This window comes from Peribacillus sp. NPDC101480, from assembly GCF_050277335.1.
Lineage (GTDB): Bacteria > Bacillota > Bacilli > Bacillales > DSM-1321 > Peribacillus.
This window is the reverse complement of the sequence record NZ_JBNNSB010000011.1, coordinates 31,097-49,959: the sequence shown is the minus strand read 5'-3', so window position 1 is coordinate 49,959 and position 18,863 is coordinate 31,097. Positions and strand designations below refer to the sequence as shown.

The 18,863-nt window shown below is 41.9% G+C and carries 18 protein-coding genes and 1 pseudogene; 7 read left to right on the top strand and 12 right to left on the bottom strand.

What is annotated here, in order from left to right; all coding sequences use genetic code 11:
* Positions 1-2: 2 nt before the first annotated feature.
* Positions 3-725 carry an SIS domain-containing protein gene (locus ACQKMF_RS24775; RefSeq protein ID WP_402945345.1) on the top strand — a complete coding sequence of 241 codons (723 nt, stop codon included), beginning with the start codon at positions 3-5 and terminating at the stop codon, positions 723-725.
* 502 nt (positions 726-1,227) lie between these two features.
* On the opposite strand, the pseudogene ACQKMF_RS24770 reads toward ACQKMF_RS24775, so the two are convergent.
* Positions 1,228-4,345 (bottom strand): annotated as a pseudogene (locus tag ACQKMF_RS24770) (MMPL family transporter).
* Positions 4,345-4,809, bottom strand: a complete 465-nt coding sequence (locus ACQKMF_RS24765; protein WP_402945339.1) for a MarR family winged helix-turn-helix transcriptional regulator — start codon at positions 4,807-4,809, stop codon at positions 4,345-4,347. Before ACQKMF_RS24765 ends, ACQKMF_RS24770 begins: the two are co-directional and overlap by 1 nt.
* Positions 4,810-4,981: 172 nt before the next feature.
* On the opposite strand from ACQKMF_RS24765, the gene ACQKMF_RS24760 reads away from it, so the two are divergent.
* A complete protein-coding gene (locus ACQKMF_RS24760) occupies positions 4,982-5,506 on the top strand; it encodes a YtxH domain-containing protein (protein ID WP_402945334.1) in 525 nt (174 codons plus the stop codon).
* 318 nt (positions 5,507-5,824) lie between these two features.
* Here the strand turns inward: ACQKMF_RS24760 and ACQKMF_RS24755 are convergent, their stop codons facing one another.
* The 10 genes from ACQKMF_RS24755 to ACQKMF_RS24710 all read right to left on the bottom strand — a co-directional run bounded on the left by ACQKMF_RS24755 (position 5,825) and on the right by ACQKMF_RS24710 (position 17,485).
* Complete coding sequence (locus ACQKMF_RS24755; RefSeq protein ID WP_402945330.1) at positions 5,825-6,715, bottom strand: peptidylprolyl isomerase; 891 nt, start codon at positions 6,713-6,715, stop codon at positions 5,825-5,827.
* Positions 6,716-7,076: 361 nt separating this feature from the next.
* On the bottom strand, positions 7,077-8,150 hold the full coding sequence (locus ACQKMF_RS24750; RefSeq protein WP_144480945.1) for an ABC transporter substrate-binding protein: 1,074 nt from the start codon (positions 8,148-8,150) through the stop codon (positions 7,077-7,079).
* Positions 8,147-8,950, bottom strand: a complete 804-nt coding sequence (locus ACQKMF_RS24745; protein ID WP_034304873.1) for an ABC transporter permease — start codon at positions 8,948-8,950, stop codon at positions 8,147-8,149. Before ACQKMF_RS24745 ends, ACQKMF_RS24750 begins: the two co-directional genes overlap by 4 nt.
* A 1-nt stretch (position 8,951) precedes the next feature.
* Positions 8,952-9,755 carry an ABC transporter permease gene (locus ACQKMF_RS24740; RefSeq protein WP_101225717.1) on the bottom strand — a complete coding sequence of 268 codons (804 nt, stop codon included), beginning with the start codon at positions 9,753-9,755 and terminating at the stop codon, positions 8,952-8,954.
* A complete protein-coding gene (locus ACQKMF_RS24735; RefSeq protein WP_101225687.1) occupies positions 9,745-10,854 on the bottom strand; it encodes an ABC transporter ATP-binding protein in 1,110 nt (369 codons plus the stop codon). The genes ACQKMF_RS24740 and ACQKMF_RS24735 overlap by 11 nt, the downstream gene beginning before the upstream one ends.
* Before the next feature lie 62 nt (positions 10,855-10,916).
* Positions 10,917-11,459 (bottom strand): helix-turn-helix domain-containing protein, encoded by a 543-nt coding sequence (locus tag ACQKMF_RS24730; RefSeq protein WP_230178743.1) that lies wholly within the window; start codon positions 11,457-11,459, stop codon positions 10,917-10,919.
* Between the two features lie 662 nt (positions 11,460-12,121).
* Positions 12,122-13,507: a protoporphyrinogen oxidase gene (locus ACQKMF_RS24725; protein WP_427575399.1), complete on the bottom strand. Its 1,386-nt coding sequence runs from the start codon at positions 13,505-13,507 to the stop codon at positions 12,122-12,124.
* 149 nt (positions 13,508-13,656) lie between these two features.
* Complete coding sequence (locus ACQKMF_RS24720; protein ID WP_402945322.1) at positions 13,657-14,178, bottom strand: GNAT family N-acetyltransferase; 522 nt, start codon at positions 14,176-14,178, stop codon at positions 13,657-13,659.
* A gap of 119 nt (positions 14,179-14,297) precedes the next feature.
* Positions 14,298-16,331 carry a Na+/H+ antiporter gene (locus ACQKMF_RS24715; protein ID WP_230178699.1) on the bottom strand — a complete coding sequence of 678 codons (2,034 nt, stop codon included), beginning with the start codon at positions 16,329-16,331 and terminating at the stop codon, positions 14,298-14,300.
* Positions 16,332-16,594: 263 nt separating this feature from the next.
* The gene (locus ACQKMF_RS24710) at positions 16,595-17,485 is read right to left on the bottom strand and encodes a diacylglycerol/lipid kinase family protein (RefSeq protein ID WP_230178700.1); all 891 of its coding nucleotides are present in this window, start codon (positions 17,483-17,485) and stop codon (positions 16,595-16,597) included.
* Positions 17,486-17,964: 479 nt separating this feature from the next.
* On the opposite strand from ACQKMF_RS24710, the gene yhfH (ACQKMF_RS24705) reads away from it, so the two are divergent.
* Genes yhfH (ACQKMF_RS24705) through yhfH (ACQKMF_RS24685) form a run of 5 tightly spaced genes read left to right on the top strand, consistent with a single transcriptional unit; the run spans position 17,965 to position 18,783 of the window.
* Positions 17,965-18,099, top strand: coding sequence for a protein YhfH (gene yhfH, locus ACQKMF_RS24705; RefSeq protein ID WP_137017534.1), 135 nt, complete (start codon positions 17,965-17,967; stop codon positions 18,097-18,099).
* A gap of 43 nt (positions 18,100-18,142) precedes the next feature.
* On the top strand, positions 18,143-18,280 hold the full coding sequence (gene yhfH / locus ACQKMF_RS24700) for a protein YhfH (RefSeq protein WP_082162914.1): 138 nt from the start codon (positions 18,143-18,145) through the stop codon (positions 18,278-18,280).
* Positions 18,281-18,309: 29 nt separating this feature from the next.
* Positions 18,310-18,447: a protein YhfH gene (yhfH, locus tag ACQKMF_RS24695; RefSeq protein WP_095395041.1), complete on the top strand. Its 138-nt coding sequence runs from the start codon at positions 18,310-18,312 to the stop codon at positions 18,445-18,447.
* 29 nt (positions 18,448-18,476) lie between these two features.
* On the top strand, positions 18,477-18,614 hold the full coding sequence (yhfH, locus tag ACQKMF_RS24690; protein ID WP_101225681.1) for a protein YhfH: 138 nt from the start codon (positions 18,477-18,479) through the stop codon (positions 18,612-18,614).
* 28 nt (positions 18,615-18,642) lie between these two features.
* Positions 18,643-18,783, top strand: coding sequence for a protein YhfH (yhfH, locus tag ACQKMF_RS24685; RefSeq protein WP_072274044.1), 141 nt, complete (start codon positions 18,643-18,645; stop codon positions 18,781-18,783).
* The last annotated feature ends 80 nt before the right edge of the window (positions 18,784-18,863 follow it).

Here is an 18,863-nt window from a genome sequence, read left to right as displayed (position 1 = left end):
ATATGAACTCATACTTTGAAGAAGTGCAGGCTTTACTCACAATTGTGGAAGAACAGGAAAAGCAATCAATTAAGGAATCTGTGGAACATATCGCAAAAGCAGTGATGTCAGATGGAATCATCCATTTATTCGGAAGCGGGCACTCTCATATTTTGACCGAAGAGGTATTCTACCGGGCAGGTGGGTTAGCGGCAATTCGTCCTATTTTCTTTGAAGATTTGATGCTTTTTAAGGGTGCTTCAAGATCATCCCAACTTGAACGGCAAAATGACCTATCAGAGAAATTCATGCATGATGAGGATATCCGTCCTGGTGATGTCTGTATCGTCATTTCATCATCCGGCGTAAATCCCGTTCCCATAGATGTCGCCACTATCGCAAAAGAAAAAGGGGCCTTCGTCATTGGACTAACATCACCGGAGTATGCAAAAAGTTGTCCTTCGCGGCATAAACAGAAGCATTATCTCCACGATGTCGTTGATTTGGTCATAGACAATCATATTGCCAAAGGTGACACATTACTGAAATCAAATAATATACCTTTTGGTTCTGGATCGACCGTGGTCGGGGCCGTTCTCCTCAATATGATTTTCACGCAAGTCATCCAAACGATTATTGAGTCAGGGGAGACCCCTCCCGTATTCCTAAGCAGTAATATCGAAGGGGCAGATGAACACAATCAAAAGATCATCGCGAAATATAAAACAAGAATCCCCCAATTATGAATCGATTTAGCCAAAAAAGAATACATAATTAAAGAAGGCATCCATGCGGATGCCTTCTTACTGTAGACAAACTCGAAGAAAAGCGAGATTGTCTGCAGTTTTTTTATTTGAATATGTTTCCGGAGCCGCAGTTATTCGTCATCCGGAGCTTTTTTCGGCCGTCCACGCAGCTTTTCGTCCTTCAACACACTTTTTTTGGCCGTTCACGATTTTATTCGACCTATCCCGCTCTTTATTCGACCGTTCACGATTTTATTCGACCTACCACGCTCTTTATTCGACCGTTCACGATTTTATTCGACCTTCGCATTCAACACTCATTAAATTCGCTCCTTTTCACCAACTGTCTGCCAAGCCCTCTTCAAAGCAAGCAATCTAGCGGAGTTATTCGGCCAGGAGTGTCGCAAATTTATTCTATCTAGGGAGGTTCCATCCATTCAAGAACCCCCATTCAGTCGAAAAGACTGAAGGCATCCATTCGGATGCCTTCTTTAATTTAAGTTTATTCCTTATTTTTCAAAAACGGCCACCAATTCGCGTTTCCGAACGTCGCAACCATCACTGGAATAAACAATGGCAATATGACAAACGCATATAAAGCAAGCCCCACCAATATTAAAGTGGCTATCTCCAAGAGCGATAAAACTCCTGCTGGCATCATGGCAGCAAAGGTTCCGCCAAGAATTACGGCTGCCGAGATGATCACCGTTCCCATTTTTCTCATGGACAGTAACATCGCTTCCTTGACCGGTTTATCCTTCCATTCGTTAAAGCGATCCATCAAGAAAATGCTATAGTCAATGCCAAGAGCAATCAAGATGACGAAAGCAAAGAAAGGAACTGCCCAGCCGATGCCGGCGTAACCGAGAATATTAACAAAAAGCAACTCGGTAATGGCTGCCGCTGTATAATAAGTCAAAACGAGCGATACAATCAAATAGATCGGCATGACCAGGGATCGCAGCATGAAAAAGAGAATGATTGCGATACCCCGACAGCATCAAAACGACCGTCCGTGAGAAATCCTCCTCAGACATCATGCCCAAGTCATGATGTGTACTTGTGATTCCCCCTATCGCCACTTGCGCATTTTCTAGCTTTGTATCTTTCGTTACTCTTTCAACAGTTGCCTCGATCGAATCAATTTGCTCGATTGCTTCATTGGAATATGGATTCGCCTTGAACACCACATCCATGGTCATGGTTTTACCGTCTTCAGATAAATACGCGTTCAATGCTTCCCCGAATTCTTCGCTTTCGACTACTTCTTTGGGAATGTACATGCCTGTTACCGTTTTATCCGTTTTTGCCAGCCCTGATAAATAACCCTGTGCGGACGATAGTCCATCATGGACTTCATTCAGGCCATCGGCACTTTCATTTAAGCCATCTGTCAAATCAGTAAGTTGCCCGCCGAGGCTTGAAAAACCATTTAGGAGTTCTTGCTGCCCATTACTTAAGCTAGTAAGGCCGCCTTTAAACCCTGACAGATTATTTATGACTTCCCCCTGACCATTGGCCATCGTGCTTAGACCTTTTTGTAAAGTGTCAACACCTGAAATCAATTGGTTCAGGCCCTCCCCGAGAGATGTTTGACCGTTTACGATTTGTGCCATATTTTCGTTCGCCGTATTCAAACCGCCGGACACTGAACCAAGATTCCTATTTAGCTCGGCAAGGCCTGCTGCCATGGGCTCCAAGCCACCCTGTGCCCCTTGCACTGTTTGCTTGATCGTTTGATAGGACTGATCCGCCTGTAATTCTGGATGAGTGGCTTCCATTTGCTCAAAGGAAGGATTTAAGCCAGCAAGGCTTTGTGATACGCCCGTAAGATTAGTTTGAATCTCTTTGTATCCATCTGTGAGCCCTCTTAGCCCATTAGCTGATTGTTTATAGCCTTCGAGGAGCTGTCCGCTTCCGGTGGCGAGCTTCTCCAAGTTTGCCTTGACCTCATTCAGTCCATTTTTTATATCCCCAGTCCCTGAAGAGCCATCGCGAATGCCTGCTTCAATGCTTGTTAACGCCTTCTCCACCTGGCCTACACCGCTCTTTAATTCATTGGTCCCGGATATTAGACCCCCTATTCCGTCCGTCGCTTGCTTCAACCGCGGTCCTGAATCTGAAAGCTCACTGCCTGCCGTTTTTAATCCATCACTTATTTGTTTAATGCCTTCATTTCCTTCTCCGATTCCCTTCTCCAAAGTTTCGGCCTGGTTTGCTACAAATAAATCCTTAATCGGTTCACCTGCCGGGCGGGTCATGGATCGAACTACATCGACTTCATCCACCTTGACGACTTCCTGGCTGATTTTTTCAGCAAGTGCGACGTACTCTTCCGAATCCATGCGTTCGTCATTCTTTATGACAATCTGTGTTGGCATGGATTGTCCTGGTCCGAATTCATCGGAAATGATATTAAATGCCATGATGGAAGGAACATCATCACCCGCTTCTTCAAGGGAGTTATATGAAATCTTCCCATCATACATAAACAAAAAGGGAACACAGACGATTGCAACGATCATTAGCGCCAACAATGGGCGGTTCATGGAGAAGTTACCGAGAATTCCCCATAGTTTACTTTCACTGTGCTCAAGTTTCCCTTTTGCCGGCCAGAATAGCTTTTTGCCAAGAACCGCCATGAAAAATGGAACGATCGTATAGAGGGCGATCATTAAAATAAAAACCCCTATGGCAACGGCCGCCGCAGATTGATAGAGCTTAAAAGTAGAAAAACCGATTGCCGCAAAACCAATCATTACGGTCAGCCCACTGAAGAAGACCGTCTTACCCGCAGTTCGGTAAGTCGCAACGATCGCTTCAGGCAATGACTCCTGTGACGATAGCTCTTCCTTGAAACGACTAAGCAGCAGGATGCAATAATCAGTCCCGATTCCAAATAAAATACCTACCAGGAATATTTGGGTGTAAGACGAAATCGGAAAGTCCCATTTATCCACCAGGAATGAGACGATTGATTGTGAGCATAAATAAGTGAAACCTACCGTTACCAACGGAATGATCGGTGCCACCACTGAACGGAAGACTATCAGCAATACAGCCAGAATGAAGACAACCGTGATGCCTTCAGTTTTCTTCAGCCCTTCTTGGGAATTGGCATTAAGATCTTCATCGATCATCCAGCTGCTTGTGTAATAATGCTCGACATCCACTTGCTCCAGCTCTTTATAAAGGGCATCGATCACTTCCTTAGCTTCTCGGTCCCCCTTGACCATCGTGATGGACGTCAAAACCGTCGTTTCATTCTCCGAGACCAACTGACCTTTTAGCGAGGGCTCTTTAAAATGGGTCATGACCTCTTTGATGCCAAGCTCTGCTTTATTCTTTTCAAGGTTTTGGATCGCTATCTCAATCTCTTTCAATTCCGAGGAAGACAGCTTCTTATCACCATGAAATACGAGGGCCACTTGTGACTCATCCTTATCCTGGATCTCTTTCATTAGCTCATTGGCCATCCCAGAGGAGTACTCTGCCGGTACATCCAGCTGCCCCTTATTCCGGACAAGGTCAGCCATATTCGGTGCCGCAAACAATAGACCTGCCGTAATTGCAACCCAAGCGATAATGACCAGCCATCTTCCCTTTATGATCCCCCTCATTATATTTCCTCCCATTCCTCATTCTTCATTTGTATTAAAATTTGTGCAAGCTTCTCATATGTATCAAGGAATCTAACGATCTCTTCATAATCGAATTTCGTCATGATGCTCTCTACCAACTTATGAATCTTATTTTCCGTTTCCTGTAACAATGCTTCCCCCTCTTTTGAAAGCTTCAAGTGAAAGACCCTTCGGTCAACCAGGTCCTGTTCCCGTTCTATCAATCCTTTGCCTTCCAGCCTATTGATGTTGGATGTGACGGCACTCTTATTAACATAAAAGGCATCACTGATTTCCGTCGATGTACACAACCATTGTTGTTGAATGAACCGTAAAGTATAGTATTGTTCGTTCGTCAGCACATCACAAATCTGGTCTTTTATTAAAAGCTCCCCCATCTTATTGACATAGAAGGAAACCTTCATATATCGATCAATCAATCCAGTAACTTTTACATTAGTCATCGTTGTTGCACCTCCCAAAAAGTAGTTCAGTCATTTAACTATATGTAGATTACTATTGTTTTATTTATTATGTCAATCCCATGACAGTTTATTATTTCCAGTTTAACTTATGGTAAATAAGGGAAAACCCAAAGTAAGCATACAATCTACTATTCTAAAGGAGGAAATATAAATGACTCAATCAACTATCGAAACTCAAACGAATAGCAAACTTTTAAAAGGGATTCTAATCGGGGGGCTTGTTGGTGGTGCGTTGACCTTACTTGACTCCAACACAAGAAATAAAGTAAAGCGTTCAGCCGTCCTTTTAAAAGACAACTCCATGAATATGATTGAACAGGTCAAGGAAAATCCCGGCGAAATGAAGGAACAGATGGTATCAGGAGTCAAAGGGGCAACCGAGACGATTAAAGAGGCAATCAATGACGTCGAAACACTATATGAAACCGTCAATGAAGACGTGGTGGGTAAAGTATCAGAAGTAAAGGATATCTCCACTGATGCCCTTGGTACAGCGAAGGAAGCAACAAGTGAATTAAAAGACATCAGTTCAAAGGTGGTCGTAGCCGGTAAACAGCTGAAAGAAACGCCAGCACAATCATTGAAATCCGATAATGATAAAGGTGAAAAAGAGAGTGATGAAATCGTTAAAAAATCAGGATTATCCAATCAAAAGTCCATCTCATCCAACTTCTAATATATAAAAAAGCTGAGGCATTATGCCTCAGCTTTTATTATGGCTTGTACAATTTGGACGTTGATTGGAACGTAGGGCACTCGCTTTCCGCGGGCGGACGTGGAGCCTCCTCGGCTTGCGCCTGCGGGGTCTCCCCTAGACGCGCTTTTCCCGCAGGAGTCTCGTACCTTCCGCTCCAATCAACTCTGTATAAAATTCAGACAGAACCATACCTATGGAGTTGAAGGTGTTGCTTTGGGCCAATTGGATTGGGGACATCATTCGATGAAAGGTACACCATTACCCTTTTGTTTTTTCATATATCCTTCACTTGATACCTTAGTTAGAGTCCTCCAATTTATTCGTTATCTCATGGTCTTTTTTCACTTCAGCTAACCAAACGGGATATTCCTCTTGTAATCTTTCAGAAAGAAGCGTTTCTTTAATTACATCTTTACTGTCTTCTAAATTAGCTTTTTTTGCTTCCTTCTTACCGGTTACTTTTATGATATGGTATCCATATTCGGATTTAACTGGATCACTGACTTTATTTATATCAAGATCAAAGGCAACATTTTCAAACTCTTCCACCATATCGCCTTTCCCAAAATACCCTAGGCTTCCACCGTTATCCGCCGTTTCGGTATCAGTGGAATATTCAGCTGCCAATTTAGCGAAATCACCGCCATCTGCGATTTCTTTCGCAACCTTTTTAGCCGTTTTTTCGTCTTCGACTAAAATATGACTGGCTTCCACTTGTTCCGCTTGAGCAAATGTATCTTTGTTATCTTCAAAATACGTACTGATTTCTTCATCCGTCACGGTAATTCTCGGTTCTACCAGTTTTTTCGTTTGCAGATAAACTACGATGTCCTTTTTTAAGGCTTCCATTGAAGAACCGCTTGCTTCCAATTGCTCTTTTAGCGACTTTTCATCACCATAGGACTCTACCATAACATCGATTTCTTTCTGGATTTCATCATCCTTAATTTTAATCCCTGCTTTTTCCGCTTCCAATTCAACCAATTTATTCGTAATCAACAGGTCTAAAGTATCTGCTCCGTATCCCGCAACAAGCGCGTCATACAGCTCATCCTTATTGATTTTCTCGCCATCGATACTCGCCATTGTCTTATCCGTGGATGAAATCATCGCAAATGCCATGATCCCGCCAATGATTAAAATGCTCCCTGCCCAAATATATGCCTTCGTGCTCCTTAATAGTTTCATGAATACTCTCCCTTAATTTTTCTATAATGATAGCTTGGAATTATTAATTAATCCTTAAGATTTTAGTTCCACCTTCAATATGCACCAACAAGATCATTATACTAACATACTTATATACCTACATATATTTTAGAGTATTTCCTTCTGCTACCATTTTACATTGAGACTTTGGTTGATCATTACAAAAAAAGATATTATACCGTTATTTCGCCTTTTGATAAATAGGTAACAGAGTGCAATTCGGCTTTCACTCGTGAGTTTTGGGCTTTTACTCGTGGATTTGGAGTAAATACTCGTGAAACACATAATCGAAAAAGCATGGTGTACGGAGGGAATTCCTACACCATGCTTTTTTTGTGTGTTATTTACGATGCATCTTGAATTCAAGGAAGAGTTCGTTGTAATGGGCTAAGTTTTTCTTCCCCAGGTTTTCGTAAACTTCCAGTTTCTTTGTCAGTTCCGGAGATGGATAGAAACGTTCATCCTTCACCACTTCTTCAGGCATATATTTCAGTGCTTCTTTATTAGGTGTCGAGTAACTTACATATTCCGCGTTCTGTGCTGCAACTTTCGGGTCCAGCATGAAGTTGATGAACTGGTGAGCAGCATCGACATTTTTGGTTGTTTTCGGGATGACCATATTATCAAACCATAAATTGGACCCCTCTTTTGGAACAACGTATTCGAGATCTTCGTTTTCAGCCATGATTTCAGAAGCAACTCCCGACCAAACAAGGCCAATCGCCGCTTCCTGGGCTTCCAATAGCATGCGGCTTTCATCTCCGACGATCGCTTTAATATTCGGGGTGAGGGCATCTAGCTTGGATTTTGCCTCTTGAAGGTGTTCTTCATCTATATCATTCAATGAATAATTCAAAGAGTTCAGGCCCATGCCCATCACTTCTCTAGCTCCATCCGTCAAAAGGATTTCATTTTTTAAATCTTTATCCCATAAATCCGCCCAGGCCGTTATTTCCTTTCCACCGAGCATCTTGGAATTGTAAACAATTCCAACCGTTCCCCAGAAATACGGCACGGAATATTTATTCTCCGGATCGAATGGCAGATCGATGAATCGCTCATCGATATTTTTCAAATTCGGAAGCTTGGAATGATCCAAGGGAACGAGCAAGTCTTCTTGCCTCATCTTATCGATCATATACTCAGACGGAATGGCAATATCATAAGTCGTACCGCCCTGTTCGATCTTTGTCATCATGGCCTCATTCGAATCAAATGTCTCATAAATGACCTTTATGCCCGTCTCTTCTTCAAAACGTTCGATTAGATCGGTATCGATGTAATCTCCCCAATTATAGATGGTAAGCGTATTACTGCTCGTAAATCCCTGCGATGAATTCAATCTTGAAATCGCATATAGAAGCAAAGCCGATACGAGGGAGATGATCAAAAACATTTGGACAAGCCTTTTCATCGTTTCCCCCCCATTCCCGTTTGCCTTACACGTTGAGTTATAAAGTAATAAACGACAACCAACAGCAGTGTCACGACGAACAGCAGTGTCGACAGTGCATTGATATTCAATGAAATTCCACGGCGTGCCAATGAATAGATTTCCACAGAAAGAGTGGAGAAGCCATTACCGGTCACAAAGAACGTAACCGCAAAATCATCAAGTGAATAAGTCAATGCCATAAAAAAACCAGCAAAAATACCGGGTAGGATGTATGGAAGGATGACCTTCGTCAATACATCCCACCGGCTTGCCCCTAAATCCCGTGCCGCATCAATTAAAGTAGGGCTCATTTCCTGAAGTTTCGGAAGGACCAGAAGCACAACGATTGGGATACTGAAGGCGATATGCGACAACAGTACCGAGTAGAATCCAAGCTTGATCCCGGCCATCGTGAATAAAATCAGGAAGGAAGCACCGATGATCACATCGGGACTGACAATCAATACATTATTCAATGACAATACCGTATTCTTAGCTTTGCTGCTCGTAAAGGACCGAATTCCAATTGCCCCTATCACCCCGATGATCGTTGCGATCAGTGCAGATAATAAAGCAATCACAAGTGTATTCAATACAATGATCAACAGCCTTGTATCTTGGAACAGCTCCTTGTACCACTCCATCGTGAACCCTTTAAAGTCATACATCGTTCCACCGCTGTTAAAAGAGTAAAAGACTAAAAAGAAAATCGGTGCATAGAGTATGAGAAAAATCAAAACGAGAAACGCTTTTGATATTGGTGATAATTTATTGCCCAATTTACACACCCTGCTTTCGGTTACCCGTTACAAACATAATCAGGAACATTATAATAATCAAAAATACCGCAATTGTGGAACCCATTCCCCAATCCTGTGTTACAAGGAAGTGCTGCTCGATAGCCGTACCTAGCGTAATGACGCGGTTACCGGCAATCAGTCTTGTAAGCATGAACAATGAAAGTGCCGGGATGAAGACTACCTGGCATCCCGTCTTTACACCATCTATCGTCAATGGAAAAATGACTCGGCGGAATGTCATCCATCTGGACGCCCCCAAGTCATTGGCCGCATCCAGAAGGGTTGGATTCATTTTATCAAGCGCATTGAATATCGGTAAGATCATGAACGGGATGAAAATATAAACCGAAACGAATATGAAGCTGAAATCGGTAAAGAGAATCTGCTGTTTTCCGATTCCTACCGCCTCCAGAAAACCATTTGCCACACCATACGTGCCAAAGATACCAATGAAGGCATAAGCCTTCAAAAGTAAATTGATCCAGGAAGGCACGATAATCAGCAAAAGCCATAGCTGCTTATGCTTGGTTTTCGTTAACAAATATGCTGTCGGATAGGCGACTAAAAGGGATATCCCCGTAATAAGGAACGCATACCAGAATGAGCTTAAAGTCATTTTTAAATATACTGGCGTAAAGAACTTTTGATAGTTAATCAAAGATAAATTGCCTTCAATATCAAAGAAGGAGTAGTAAAGGATCAACAAAATGGGTGCGATAACGAATAAAGCAATCCATAAGACATATGGTATGAAGTAAATATTACGGGATATTTTATTCTTCATGACTTTCCCCATCATGATACGCTTCCAGACGCTTATCGAATTCCTCTTCAGTTTCACCCAATCGCATGACATGGATGGATTCCGGATCGAAATACAGACCTATTTCATCCCCAACTGCCACTTTTCTCGTTGATTGGACAAGCCATTCATTTCCATCATGGTCATAGCAGCTGATTTCATAATGAACTCCGCGAAATAGCTGGGAGTCCACACGAACTTGCAGTTTCCCGCGATTGATGGAAGTAATCTCTAAATCTTCCGGGCGGATGACAATATCGACAGCCTCATTACTGTTCAATCCTTGGTCGACACATTCGAACTGTCTGCCGACGAATTCCACGAGGTAATCTTCAATCATTTTTCCTTTTACAATATTGGACTCGCCGATGAAATCGGCAACGAATCGATTCAGCGGTTCATCATAAATATCCGTAGGGGTCCCGCTTTGCTGGATTTTCCCTTTGTTAAGGACAAAAATCTCATCTGACATCGCTAATGCTTCCTCTTGGTCATGAGTGACGAAGATAAACGTGATTCCAAGCCTCTGTTGCAGCTCCCGCAATTCATATTGCATTTCTGTACGCAATTTCAAATCGAGGGCAGATAGCGGTTCATCAAGAAGGATGACTTCCGGTTCATTAACGATCGCCCTGGCAATCGCCACCCGTTGCCGCTGACCGCCGGACATTTCCCTGATCTCCCGTTTTTCATAACCCTCCAAATTAACAAAGCTGAGGGCTTCCTTCACCTTTATTTCCACTTCCGAGTTTTTCATTTTTTTAATCCGAAGACCAAATGCTACATTTTCAAACACATTTAAATGCGGAAAAAGTGCATAATCTTGAAATACCGTATTCACTTGCCTTTTATTGGCTGGCACATCATTGATCCTTTTTCCTTCAAAGTAAATATCACCTTTGGAGGCTTCCGTAAATCCGGCAATCAAACGAAGGATCGTAGTCTTCCCGCATCCGGAAGGACCCAAGAGCGTATAGAACTTCCCTCTCTCGATTTCAAAACTAACATTATCGAGAACTACCGTATCATCATCGAATTGCTTCGTAACCTGATCGAAGCGTATTATATTCCCGTTTGCCATAGCTCTTCCCTCTCTCCATTACCTTACTCATCAATTTTCAGCGATTGCATTTGATTTGAATTCTATAAGTATGATTCCGTCACCACGAGTAATAAATCGGAAGGACCTTCAAAATCATTGATGATTTGATGTTCATCTGAAGCATGAAAATAAATCGACTCCCCTGCCTTGACGAAATACGTATGTTTACCAAGCTTTACAATGACTCTTCCGTTTAATACATAGCCGAATGTTTCCGACAAGGATGGTTCAAATTGTTTGAACTCCCCCTTTTCCTGGAGAGTCAGTCGAATAGGTTCCATTTCCTTCTCATTCGATTCAGGCACGAGCCACTGGATTTGATACCCGCGTTCTTCATCGATGAAAAACGTTTGTGCCTCTTCTTCATACACTACCTTTTGGACTTGATCCTCTTCATCGAAGAACTGCTTCGGCGTGCAGCCAAGCACTTCTAAAATATTGAAAAGAGTTTCAATTGATGGGGAACTAAGATCCCTTTCCAACTGTGAAATATATCCTTTGCTTAAATCCGTTCTTTCCCCCAATTCTTCCTGGGTCAATCCTTTTTTCAAGCGAAGGTTCTTTATTTTTTTTCCAATTTGCATCATATTTACCCTCAACAGTTTACTTATAGTAAACCCACAGTAGATAAAGTTTTATATAAGTAAACTTTCAGTTTAATTTTACGAATATCATTATACAGGAAATGCCGGAAACTTCAAACGGAATTTCCAGCATGCATAAAAAATGGACTGCCACCTGGCAGTCCATTCTGATTTACTATTGGAAATGAAATGAATCAGGTATAGAGAATAGGTAACCTCTCGTGAATCTTCCATTTTTTGATGATCTTCTTTCCGTACATTGTACTAAAAAAATATCCTCAAATATGTTTGGTGGCCTCTTCTAATCACGTTTTCAAAGAGACTCTAGGATATTATTATCATACCTGGTGTTACGATCGTGACGATTACAAAATCGTTCTATTGATCAATTGATCTAAAGTAATCATTTCAAGGATTTAGCGGAAATGTTTTAGAAAGTATTTTTATCACCTTAATTTTAAAACTAGGCAAAAGGGTTCTAATTAAAAGGGAAAATAAAGTTGATTGGAGCGTAAGGTACGAGACTCCTGCGGGAAAATCGCGTCCAGGGGAGACCCCGGCAAGCGAGTGCCTCGAGTGGAAATCAACGTTCCAATTTTACAAACACTCAATTTCCCTCGAGTTTATCTACAGTCTGAGACCGCCATCTGGCAGTCCCCCTTTTACAACTTCAGACATATTTCTTGTGCTTTCTTTTCCCCATCAGCAATACAATCCGGGATTCCGACACCATTGTATGAACAGCCCGCAAGTAAAACATTCGGATAATTCTCGGAGATTTTCTCCTCCAGGGATTTAACGATTTGAGGATGTTTAATATGGTAGTTCGGCATATTTTCATGCCATTTCGTCACTTCACTCGTAATTGGATTACCAGAAATGCTTAGACTGTTTTTAATGTCGCATAAAGCCACGGTGATCAATTCCTGGTTAGTAAGGGACCGTAATCGTTCATAGTCCGGACTTGAGCTTTTATAAAAAAGCCTTACCAAAAGCTGACTGTTTTCAGAAGTATGCTCCCATTTCCGGCTTGTCCATGTACATGCATTGCAGATCAAATCACTATTATCACCTGCAATGAAACCTGTCCCGTCTTTAGGAAGCATGCTGTCCGGGATATCGAATCCAAGATAAACGCTAATCATCGAACTATTGATCAAGCCGTCGAAGTCCTCATCCAGCTCCCGATCTCCCAATAATTTCTGGGCAACGGTATGCGGTGTACTCAACACGATAAAGTCCGTTTCGAACGTTTCACCGTTTGCCAATGAAATGATATACCCCTCATCATTTCTTCCAATTTCATTTACACGGACCCCTTTTAAAATCTCGACCATATCGAGGCTTTCTTCAATTCGTTCAACCAATGTTGATAAGCCATTTTTAAACGAAAGGAACTTCTTATTTCCCTTGCTTTGGTATTTCTGCTTATTTTCCGAAAGACCTCGTATTATACTGCCATATTGATTTTTATAATCCAGCATCTCTGGCAGTGTTTTGGCAATGGTCAATTCATTTAATTTTCCTGAGTATACACCAGAAAGGACAGGCGATATCTGCTTTTGCACCAATTCCTTGCCTAAGAAGCTTTCAAGAAATAAGCCGATGGAGTCATTTTTCGTAAAGGTCTCATTTTTTGTATAGAAATCCTTTAAAGCGTCAACCTTGCCTTGGGCAGAAACCAGATCACTTTTTGCCAGCGACTCCAGGCTCATTGGTATTCCAAAAAGGGCATCATCGGGGATTCCCTTCAGCACCCCGTCTGTATGGATGAATGACTTTCCCGTCGCATTATAGACAACTTGATCCTCCAGGTTCAATTCTTTAAGAAATGGTTGTATATTTTGTTTCCTGGCGACAATCGAATCAGCACCCGCTTCAATTTTAAAAGGTCCTTCGTGCACAGTCCTTATTTTACCGCCAAGCTCTTCATTTCCTTCTATTAATATCAATCGTACCGGGAGACTCCTCGCTTTAACTGTTTTTTGTAAATAATACATGGTTGATAAACCGGTAATGCCCCCACCTACGACTACGACTGTTTTCATTAGGACTACACCTCGATTAACGAATTTTGCATTAAGTAAAGTGTACCATAAGGCAGCGGGATTATTAAAAGCAGCCCTTCTAAATCACTGGTTTAATAATGAAACCTGTAACAAATTGGACAAAAAAAGACCTCTCCTTTTGGAAAAGTCTAATCCCTTACTCCATATCCTTGTTCATCGTAATCTAATCTATACTCCATTATTTCCATCAACCCGCATCTGCCTACTTTTTGAATCCCTGTATCCTGATACCCCACTTTTGCATAAAGCGTTTTTGCAATTACGTTCATGGCGTCCACTGCCAGAATGATCGAATCCTTGTTTGGAAAAATCCCTTTTGCGAATTCCGGAAGGATTTGCAAGGCCTTCTTCGCAATCCCTTTGCCTTGATGTTTTTGATCAACAAGTAATCCACGGAGTAATATCGCTTTTTTATCGCTGGTGAAAGGGGCGATGTTTTCGCCAATGTGTAAAACGAAAAAGCCAACAGGGGTACCATCGGCCAATATTACAATAGGGTGCCTGTCGCAATCTACCCGGCAATATTTCAGTGACTCTTCCGGCAAAGCCGAAAAAGGGGTTTGTGTACCCGGTAAATAAAACTGGGAAAGCTGGTGAAGATGTTCCGGTAAATAAGGCGTTAAGGTGATGGTCTCGATTTCCATTTCCATTAAGTACAGCCTCTTTCATCAATTATTGGATACATTAATGATTCGATGCCCCTTCCGATATTTCCTTCACAAATCGGAAGGAGCACTGCCGAATTTATCGGCAGTGCTCCTTTTGTTAATCAGTGTGTATTTTCATTGATTGTCAGTGCTTCCCGTAAATTGATTTGCTGGCGGAGTATGTTGGCAACATCACGGGAGATTTGTCGTTTTTCAAACATATCCTGCACTTCGTCCCGTTCTGCCTGGATCGCTTTATAGAACAGCTCTCTTTCATATTCGACCATTTTACTCGGGGTACGGCCTCTATTTTCACGTTTGCATTTTAAAATCAACACTTTATACTCGTCTATGATCATCGAGGATGTCTTATGATTATCGGATGTAATTCCGGCTTGTATCTCTTGGATGGCAGCTTTATACATCCTGATTTTAAGATCCCTGACCTTTTCCAATCTCTCAAGATTGATTTTTCTTATTTCACTTTTATTAGGGAAAAATAATTTTAAAACCCTCAGCATACTTCTTCTGAACAGCGTTACTGACCTGAAAAAGCGGAACTTCAGTCGATTTGTTACCGCACCTTCCATACGCTGGATGTATTCCTTGCATATATACGCCGTTTCCCGGTCCACTTTTTCATCCTTAATAAGTTTATCCAAGAATCTTTGCTCTGCTTCAAGGGCCTTGAAGCGAAGATCCTTCTCTTCTTCCCTTAATGCCGCCGGTTCTTTCTCCTGTTCTACATAGGACAGTTCATTGATCTTCGTACAGTACCTGGAAATGATCGATAAAGCCGCTTCCCGGTTTTCATCTGTCATTTGGGACTCAATCACCCGAATAGCAGCTTGATGTGAGTGAATGGCAGCAGCTTTCGTTTTGTCAGACTGCTTGTCCACCACTTCCTCTTCTTCTGACCCTGCCACGATTGGAAGAAATACACTCGCAACAATCAGTGTCAGCAATATGACACCTGCTGCAATGAAAATGATTAACGAACGCTCAGGAAAAGGACTTCCATCTGCCAACACATATGGAATCGAGAACGAACCTGCTAAGGTTACAGCTCCGCGAACACCGGAAATGGTAATGATTCCAGCAGCTTTGAAGTCTGGTTTTTGGGCTCCCGCTTTTTTCGTCATCCAGCCAATCGACCAGGCAGCCGTAAGCCAAATGAATCGTAAAGCGAAGAGGAAAAGTGTAATGATCACGATATAAAGGATCACTTGTCCATTATTGAAGGCTGGATCTTGAAAGATAGTTTTCGCAACGCTTGGGATTTGCAAGCCAAGCAAAACGAATACAAGGCCATTCAATACATATAAAATGACGGACCATGTACTCTTTGAAACGACTTGAAGTTCTACAGTTGGTGATATTTCCCGATCTCGTTCAATGGCATGGACAATTCCCCCAGCCACGACTGCTAAAATCCCAGAAAGGTGGAAATGTTCCACAGCGAGGAAAATAATAAAAGGAGTTAGGATTTGGATCAGCATATGCATCGTGACGTCTTCCATCCCTAAACGGCGAAGAAATACACGAAGCCTGATAATGATGAAAGCTAGTATCGCTCCACCTACAAACCCACCAATTGCAATCCATATGAAACTGAAGGTTGCGTCGACTAGGGAGAAAACACCAGTGACTGTAGCTGCAACGGCAAACTTAAAGGCAACTAAACCTGAGGCATCATTCATTAGCCCTTCGCCTTCGAGAAGGTGCATGATGCTCTTCGGTAACTTGACCCGACTCGCCAAAGCGCTTACTGCCACTACATCCGTAGGTGACAAAATGGCCGCTAAAGCGAACGCTGCCGGCAATGGTATCGAAGGGATCATCCAATTAATTAAATACCCGCCTGCCCAAACCGTTATGAATACCAGGCCTAGTGCAAGCATCAAAATGGGTGCTCTCAACTTCCATAGTGCTGTTCGTGGTACATTTTTGCCATCATTGAATAATAGGGGTGCGATGAATAATAGCAAAAATAATTCCGTCTCCATCTCAACATGCATACCCAGGGGTAAAAGTGCCAATATGACACCCAGTGCTATTTGTATTAATGGTACAGGTATAAAAGGTATAAAATGGTTAATTACATTAGACACTCCAATCAATATAAGAAGCGCTAATATAACAAGAAAAAACTCCATACAAACATCAAACTTCCTCTCTCATCTATAATCATAACTATAAGCGTAACATATTTATACCCAGTCATTCATGCATTAACTATTCTAACCTGGAATCCCCCTGAATAATGATACCTTTTATAAAAGCGAAGGAGCTTACGTTGTGCACGATGAACGCCGCAACCACTCCATCAATAAGCCTTGGGTAACCGCATAGAAAAAAAAGCTGATTGGCTAACCCATGATCAGCTTTTCCCAGTAAGACAATGAACCCACATAACAAGCTATTTAGTTCCCGGGACAAAGAGACGAAGATGTTTGTGCAGTACATTTGCCTGGAAAGGAAGAAGAATGCCTTCATCTCCATCGATATTGACTGCAAGATCATCTGAAGTAGTTAAATGGAGCTTGGATGTTTTAATATATTCAACTTCGTCATTCCCCATGATCTCCCCCCTAATCAAACTGGGAATGATCTTGACGATGAGAGGAAGAGATAAATCCTTAATGATGAATGTGTGCAGCTTTCCATCATTCACTTCCGCCTCTGGTGCAAGTTGTTCGAAACCGCCGACAGAGTTAGTCATTGTTGCAATTAGTAAATGAGCCTCGCCCATCCACTTTCCCTGATCATGTTCAACCGTTAAAGGAAACGGAGTCTTTTTAATGATCGCTTTTGCTCCTTCAATGAAATATGCAAAAGAACCAAGACGGGTTTTTTGTTCAACGGTAACATTATAGGTGGCCTCTGCGATTGCCCCAACTGCCAACACATTCATGAAGTAACGGTCATTGATCTTCCCTATGTCCGATTCCTTAATATTCATATCCTTCAAAATCTCGATGGCAGCATTGGGATTCAATGGTATTCCCAAAGATCTAGCAAAATCATTGATGGTTCCTAGTGGAATGATTCCGAAAGTAGGCCGATGCTGCTGCTCACCCAAACCATTCACTATCTCGTTCACCGTTCCATCCCCACCCATGGAAATGACAGCATCGAACATATCTGCACAGGCCTCCTTAGCAAAACCCGTAGCATCCCCCTCTCCTTCCGTTTTACGAACGCATACCTCATCAAAAATTTCACCAAGTGCCTTTTCCGCTTTCGGCAAAATCTTTCCTGCTTTTTCCTTACCTGAAGATGGATTGACGATAATCATCGCTTTCGACATATGCTACCTCCCATTTTTGTACTTCTACTAGCAAGTTACCTCTTTACTGATGTATTAAAACCACACAGACAGGAACTTACACATAATCGCTGCTGCTTGAATTTTGCTGAAATTTTAGAACAAGCTCTTATATGTTACATCGACTGTGAAACAGGCATTAATTGATCACTGATTTTCCTGTTTCCCATCTGTTACATTAATGCCTATCACAACACATTGAAAATTGTCTGTCCGTTTCGTTCCCTCTTTGTTTTTTCGTTTTATAAAAAGCGTCATTTCTTCCATTTCCTACTTGCCATGAAGGTAAATTCAAAAATAAACAGATGATAATTCCCTTACCTATAGGGTTTTTAGACAATCAGCGAAAAAAATTTCAAATTTTCTGTAAAATACCTATACATTTTCCAAATTCGGGTATATACTGTATTATAACAACAAGCAAACAACAAAAACTGTACTATAAAGAGGGGGAGCGAGACATGCAAGCAAATCAATCGGATTTACTCATAATCGATTCATTTAAACATTGCCCGGAATGTGGTGAAACACATGTGGACCACTCAGATTCCTATCTGATGGAATGCGATCGCTGCCTTTCCAAACGTGAAGAATAAAGCGATCGGAAAATATATCTAACATTAAAAGGAGGAAATCATCATGCAAATGAAAAAATCCATTGAGTTTTTTAACAATATCCCTGCTAAACATTGCCCCGAGTGCGGTGACCATATTATCGAGCATGCTGAATCCTACTTAATGGAATGTGACCGCTGCCTTTCCAGACGCGAAGACTGATTAAACCATATCAAAAAGGAGGAACCATCATGCAAACTATAAATCCACTGGAATTCTTCAGGACACTGCCGCCTAAACAATGTACGGAATGCGGAACCCATATCACTGAACAAGCTGAATCCTACTTAATGGAATGTGACCGCTGCCTTTCCAAACGTGAAGACTGATTAAACCATATCAAAAAGGAGGAATCATCATGCAAACCAAAAACCCATTGGAATTCTTCAGGACACTGCCGCCTAAACAATGTACGGAATGCGGGACCCATATCACTGAACAAGCTGAATCTTACTTGATGGAGTGTGACCACTGCCTTTCCAAACACGAAGACTGATTAAACCAAATCATAAGGAGGAATCATCATGCAAACTAAAAACCCATTGGAATTCTTCAGGACACTGCCGCCTAAACAATGTACGGAATGCGGGACCCATATCATTGAACAAGCTGAATCCTACCTCTTGGAATGTGACCGCTGCCTTTCCAAAAAAGATGAATATTAATATAAGATGCTGACATCAAGATGCTATATAAGCCATTTTGATGTCAGCATTTACCTTGTTTTCTGCCTCCCTTTCCCTGC

Coding starts and splice junctions, on each gene's coding strand:
- ACQKMF_RS24775 (WP_402945345.1), top strand. CDS start 3: ATGAACTCATACTTTGAAGAAGTGCAGGCTTTACTCACAATTGTGGAA.
- ACQKMF_RS24765 (WP_402945339.1), bottom strand. CDS start 4,809: ATGACTAATGTAAAAGTTACTGGATTGATTGATCGATATATGAAGGTT.
- ACQKMF_RS24760 (WP_402945334.1), top strand. CDS start 4,982: ATGACTCAATCAACTATCGAAACTCAAACGAATAGCAAACTTTTAAAA.
- ACQKMF_RS24755 (WP_402945330.1), bottom strand. CDS start 6,715: ATGAAACTATTAAGGAGCACGAAGGCATATATTTGGGCAGGGAGCATT.
- ACQKMF_RS24750 (WP_144480945.1), bottom strand. CDS start 8,150: ATGAAAAGGCTTGTCCAAATGTTTTTGATCATCTCCCTCGTATCGGCT.
- ACQKMF_RS24740 (WP_101225717.1), bottom strand. CDS start 9,755: ATGAAGAATAAAATATCCCGTAATATTTACTTCATACCATATGTCTTA.
- ACQKMF_RS24735 (WP_101225687.1), bottom strand. CDS start 10,854: ATGGCAAACGGGAATATAATACGCTTCGATCAGGTTACGAAGCAATTC.
- ACQKMF_RS24730 (WP_230178743.1), bottom strand. CDS start 11,459: ATGCAAATTGGAAAAAAAATAAAGAACCTTCGCTTGAAAAAAGGATTG.
- ACQKMF_RS24725 (WP_427575399.1), bottom strand. CDS start 13,507: ATGAAAACAGTCGTAGTCGTAGGTGGGGGCATTACCGGTTTATCAACC.
- ACQKMF_RS24720 (WP_402945322.1), bottom strand. CDS start 14,178: ATGGAAATGGAAATCGAGACCATCACCTTAACGCCTTATTTACCGGAA.
- ACQKMF_RS24715 (WP_230178699.1), bottom strand. CDS start 16,331: ATGGAGTTTTTTCTTGTTATATTAGCGCTTCTTATATTGATTGGAGTG.
- ACQKMF_RS24710 (WP_230178700.1), bottom strand. CDS start 17,485: ATGTCGAAAGCGATGATTATCGTCAATCCATCTTCAGGTAAGGAAAAA.
- yhfH (WP_137017534.1), top strand. CDS start 17,965: ATGCAAGCAAATCAATCGGATTTACTCATAATCGATTCATTTAAACAT.
- yhfH (WP_082162914.1), top strand. CDS start 18,143: ATGCAAATGAAAAAATCCATTGAGTTTTTTAACAATATCCCTGCTAAA.
- yhfH (WP_095395041.1), top strand. CDS start 18,310: ATGCAAACTATAAATCCACTGGAATTCTTCAGGACACTGCCGCCTAAA.
- yhfH (WP_101225681.1), top strand. CDS start 18,477: ATGCAAACCAAAAACCCATTGGAATTCTTCAGGACACTGCCGCCTAAA.
- yhfH (WP_072274044.1), top strand. CDS start 18,643: ATGCAAACTAAAAACCCATTGGAATTCTTCAGGACACTGCCGCCTAAA.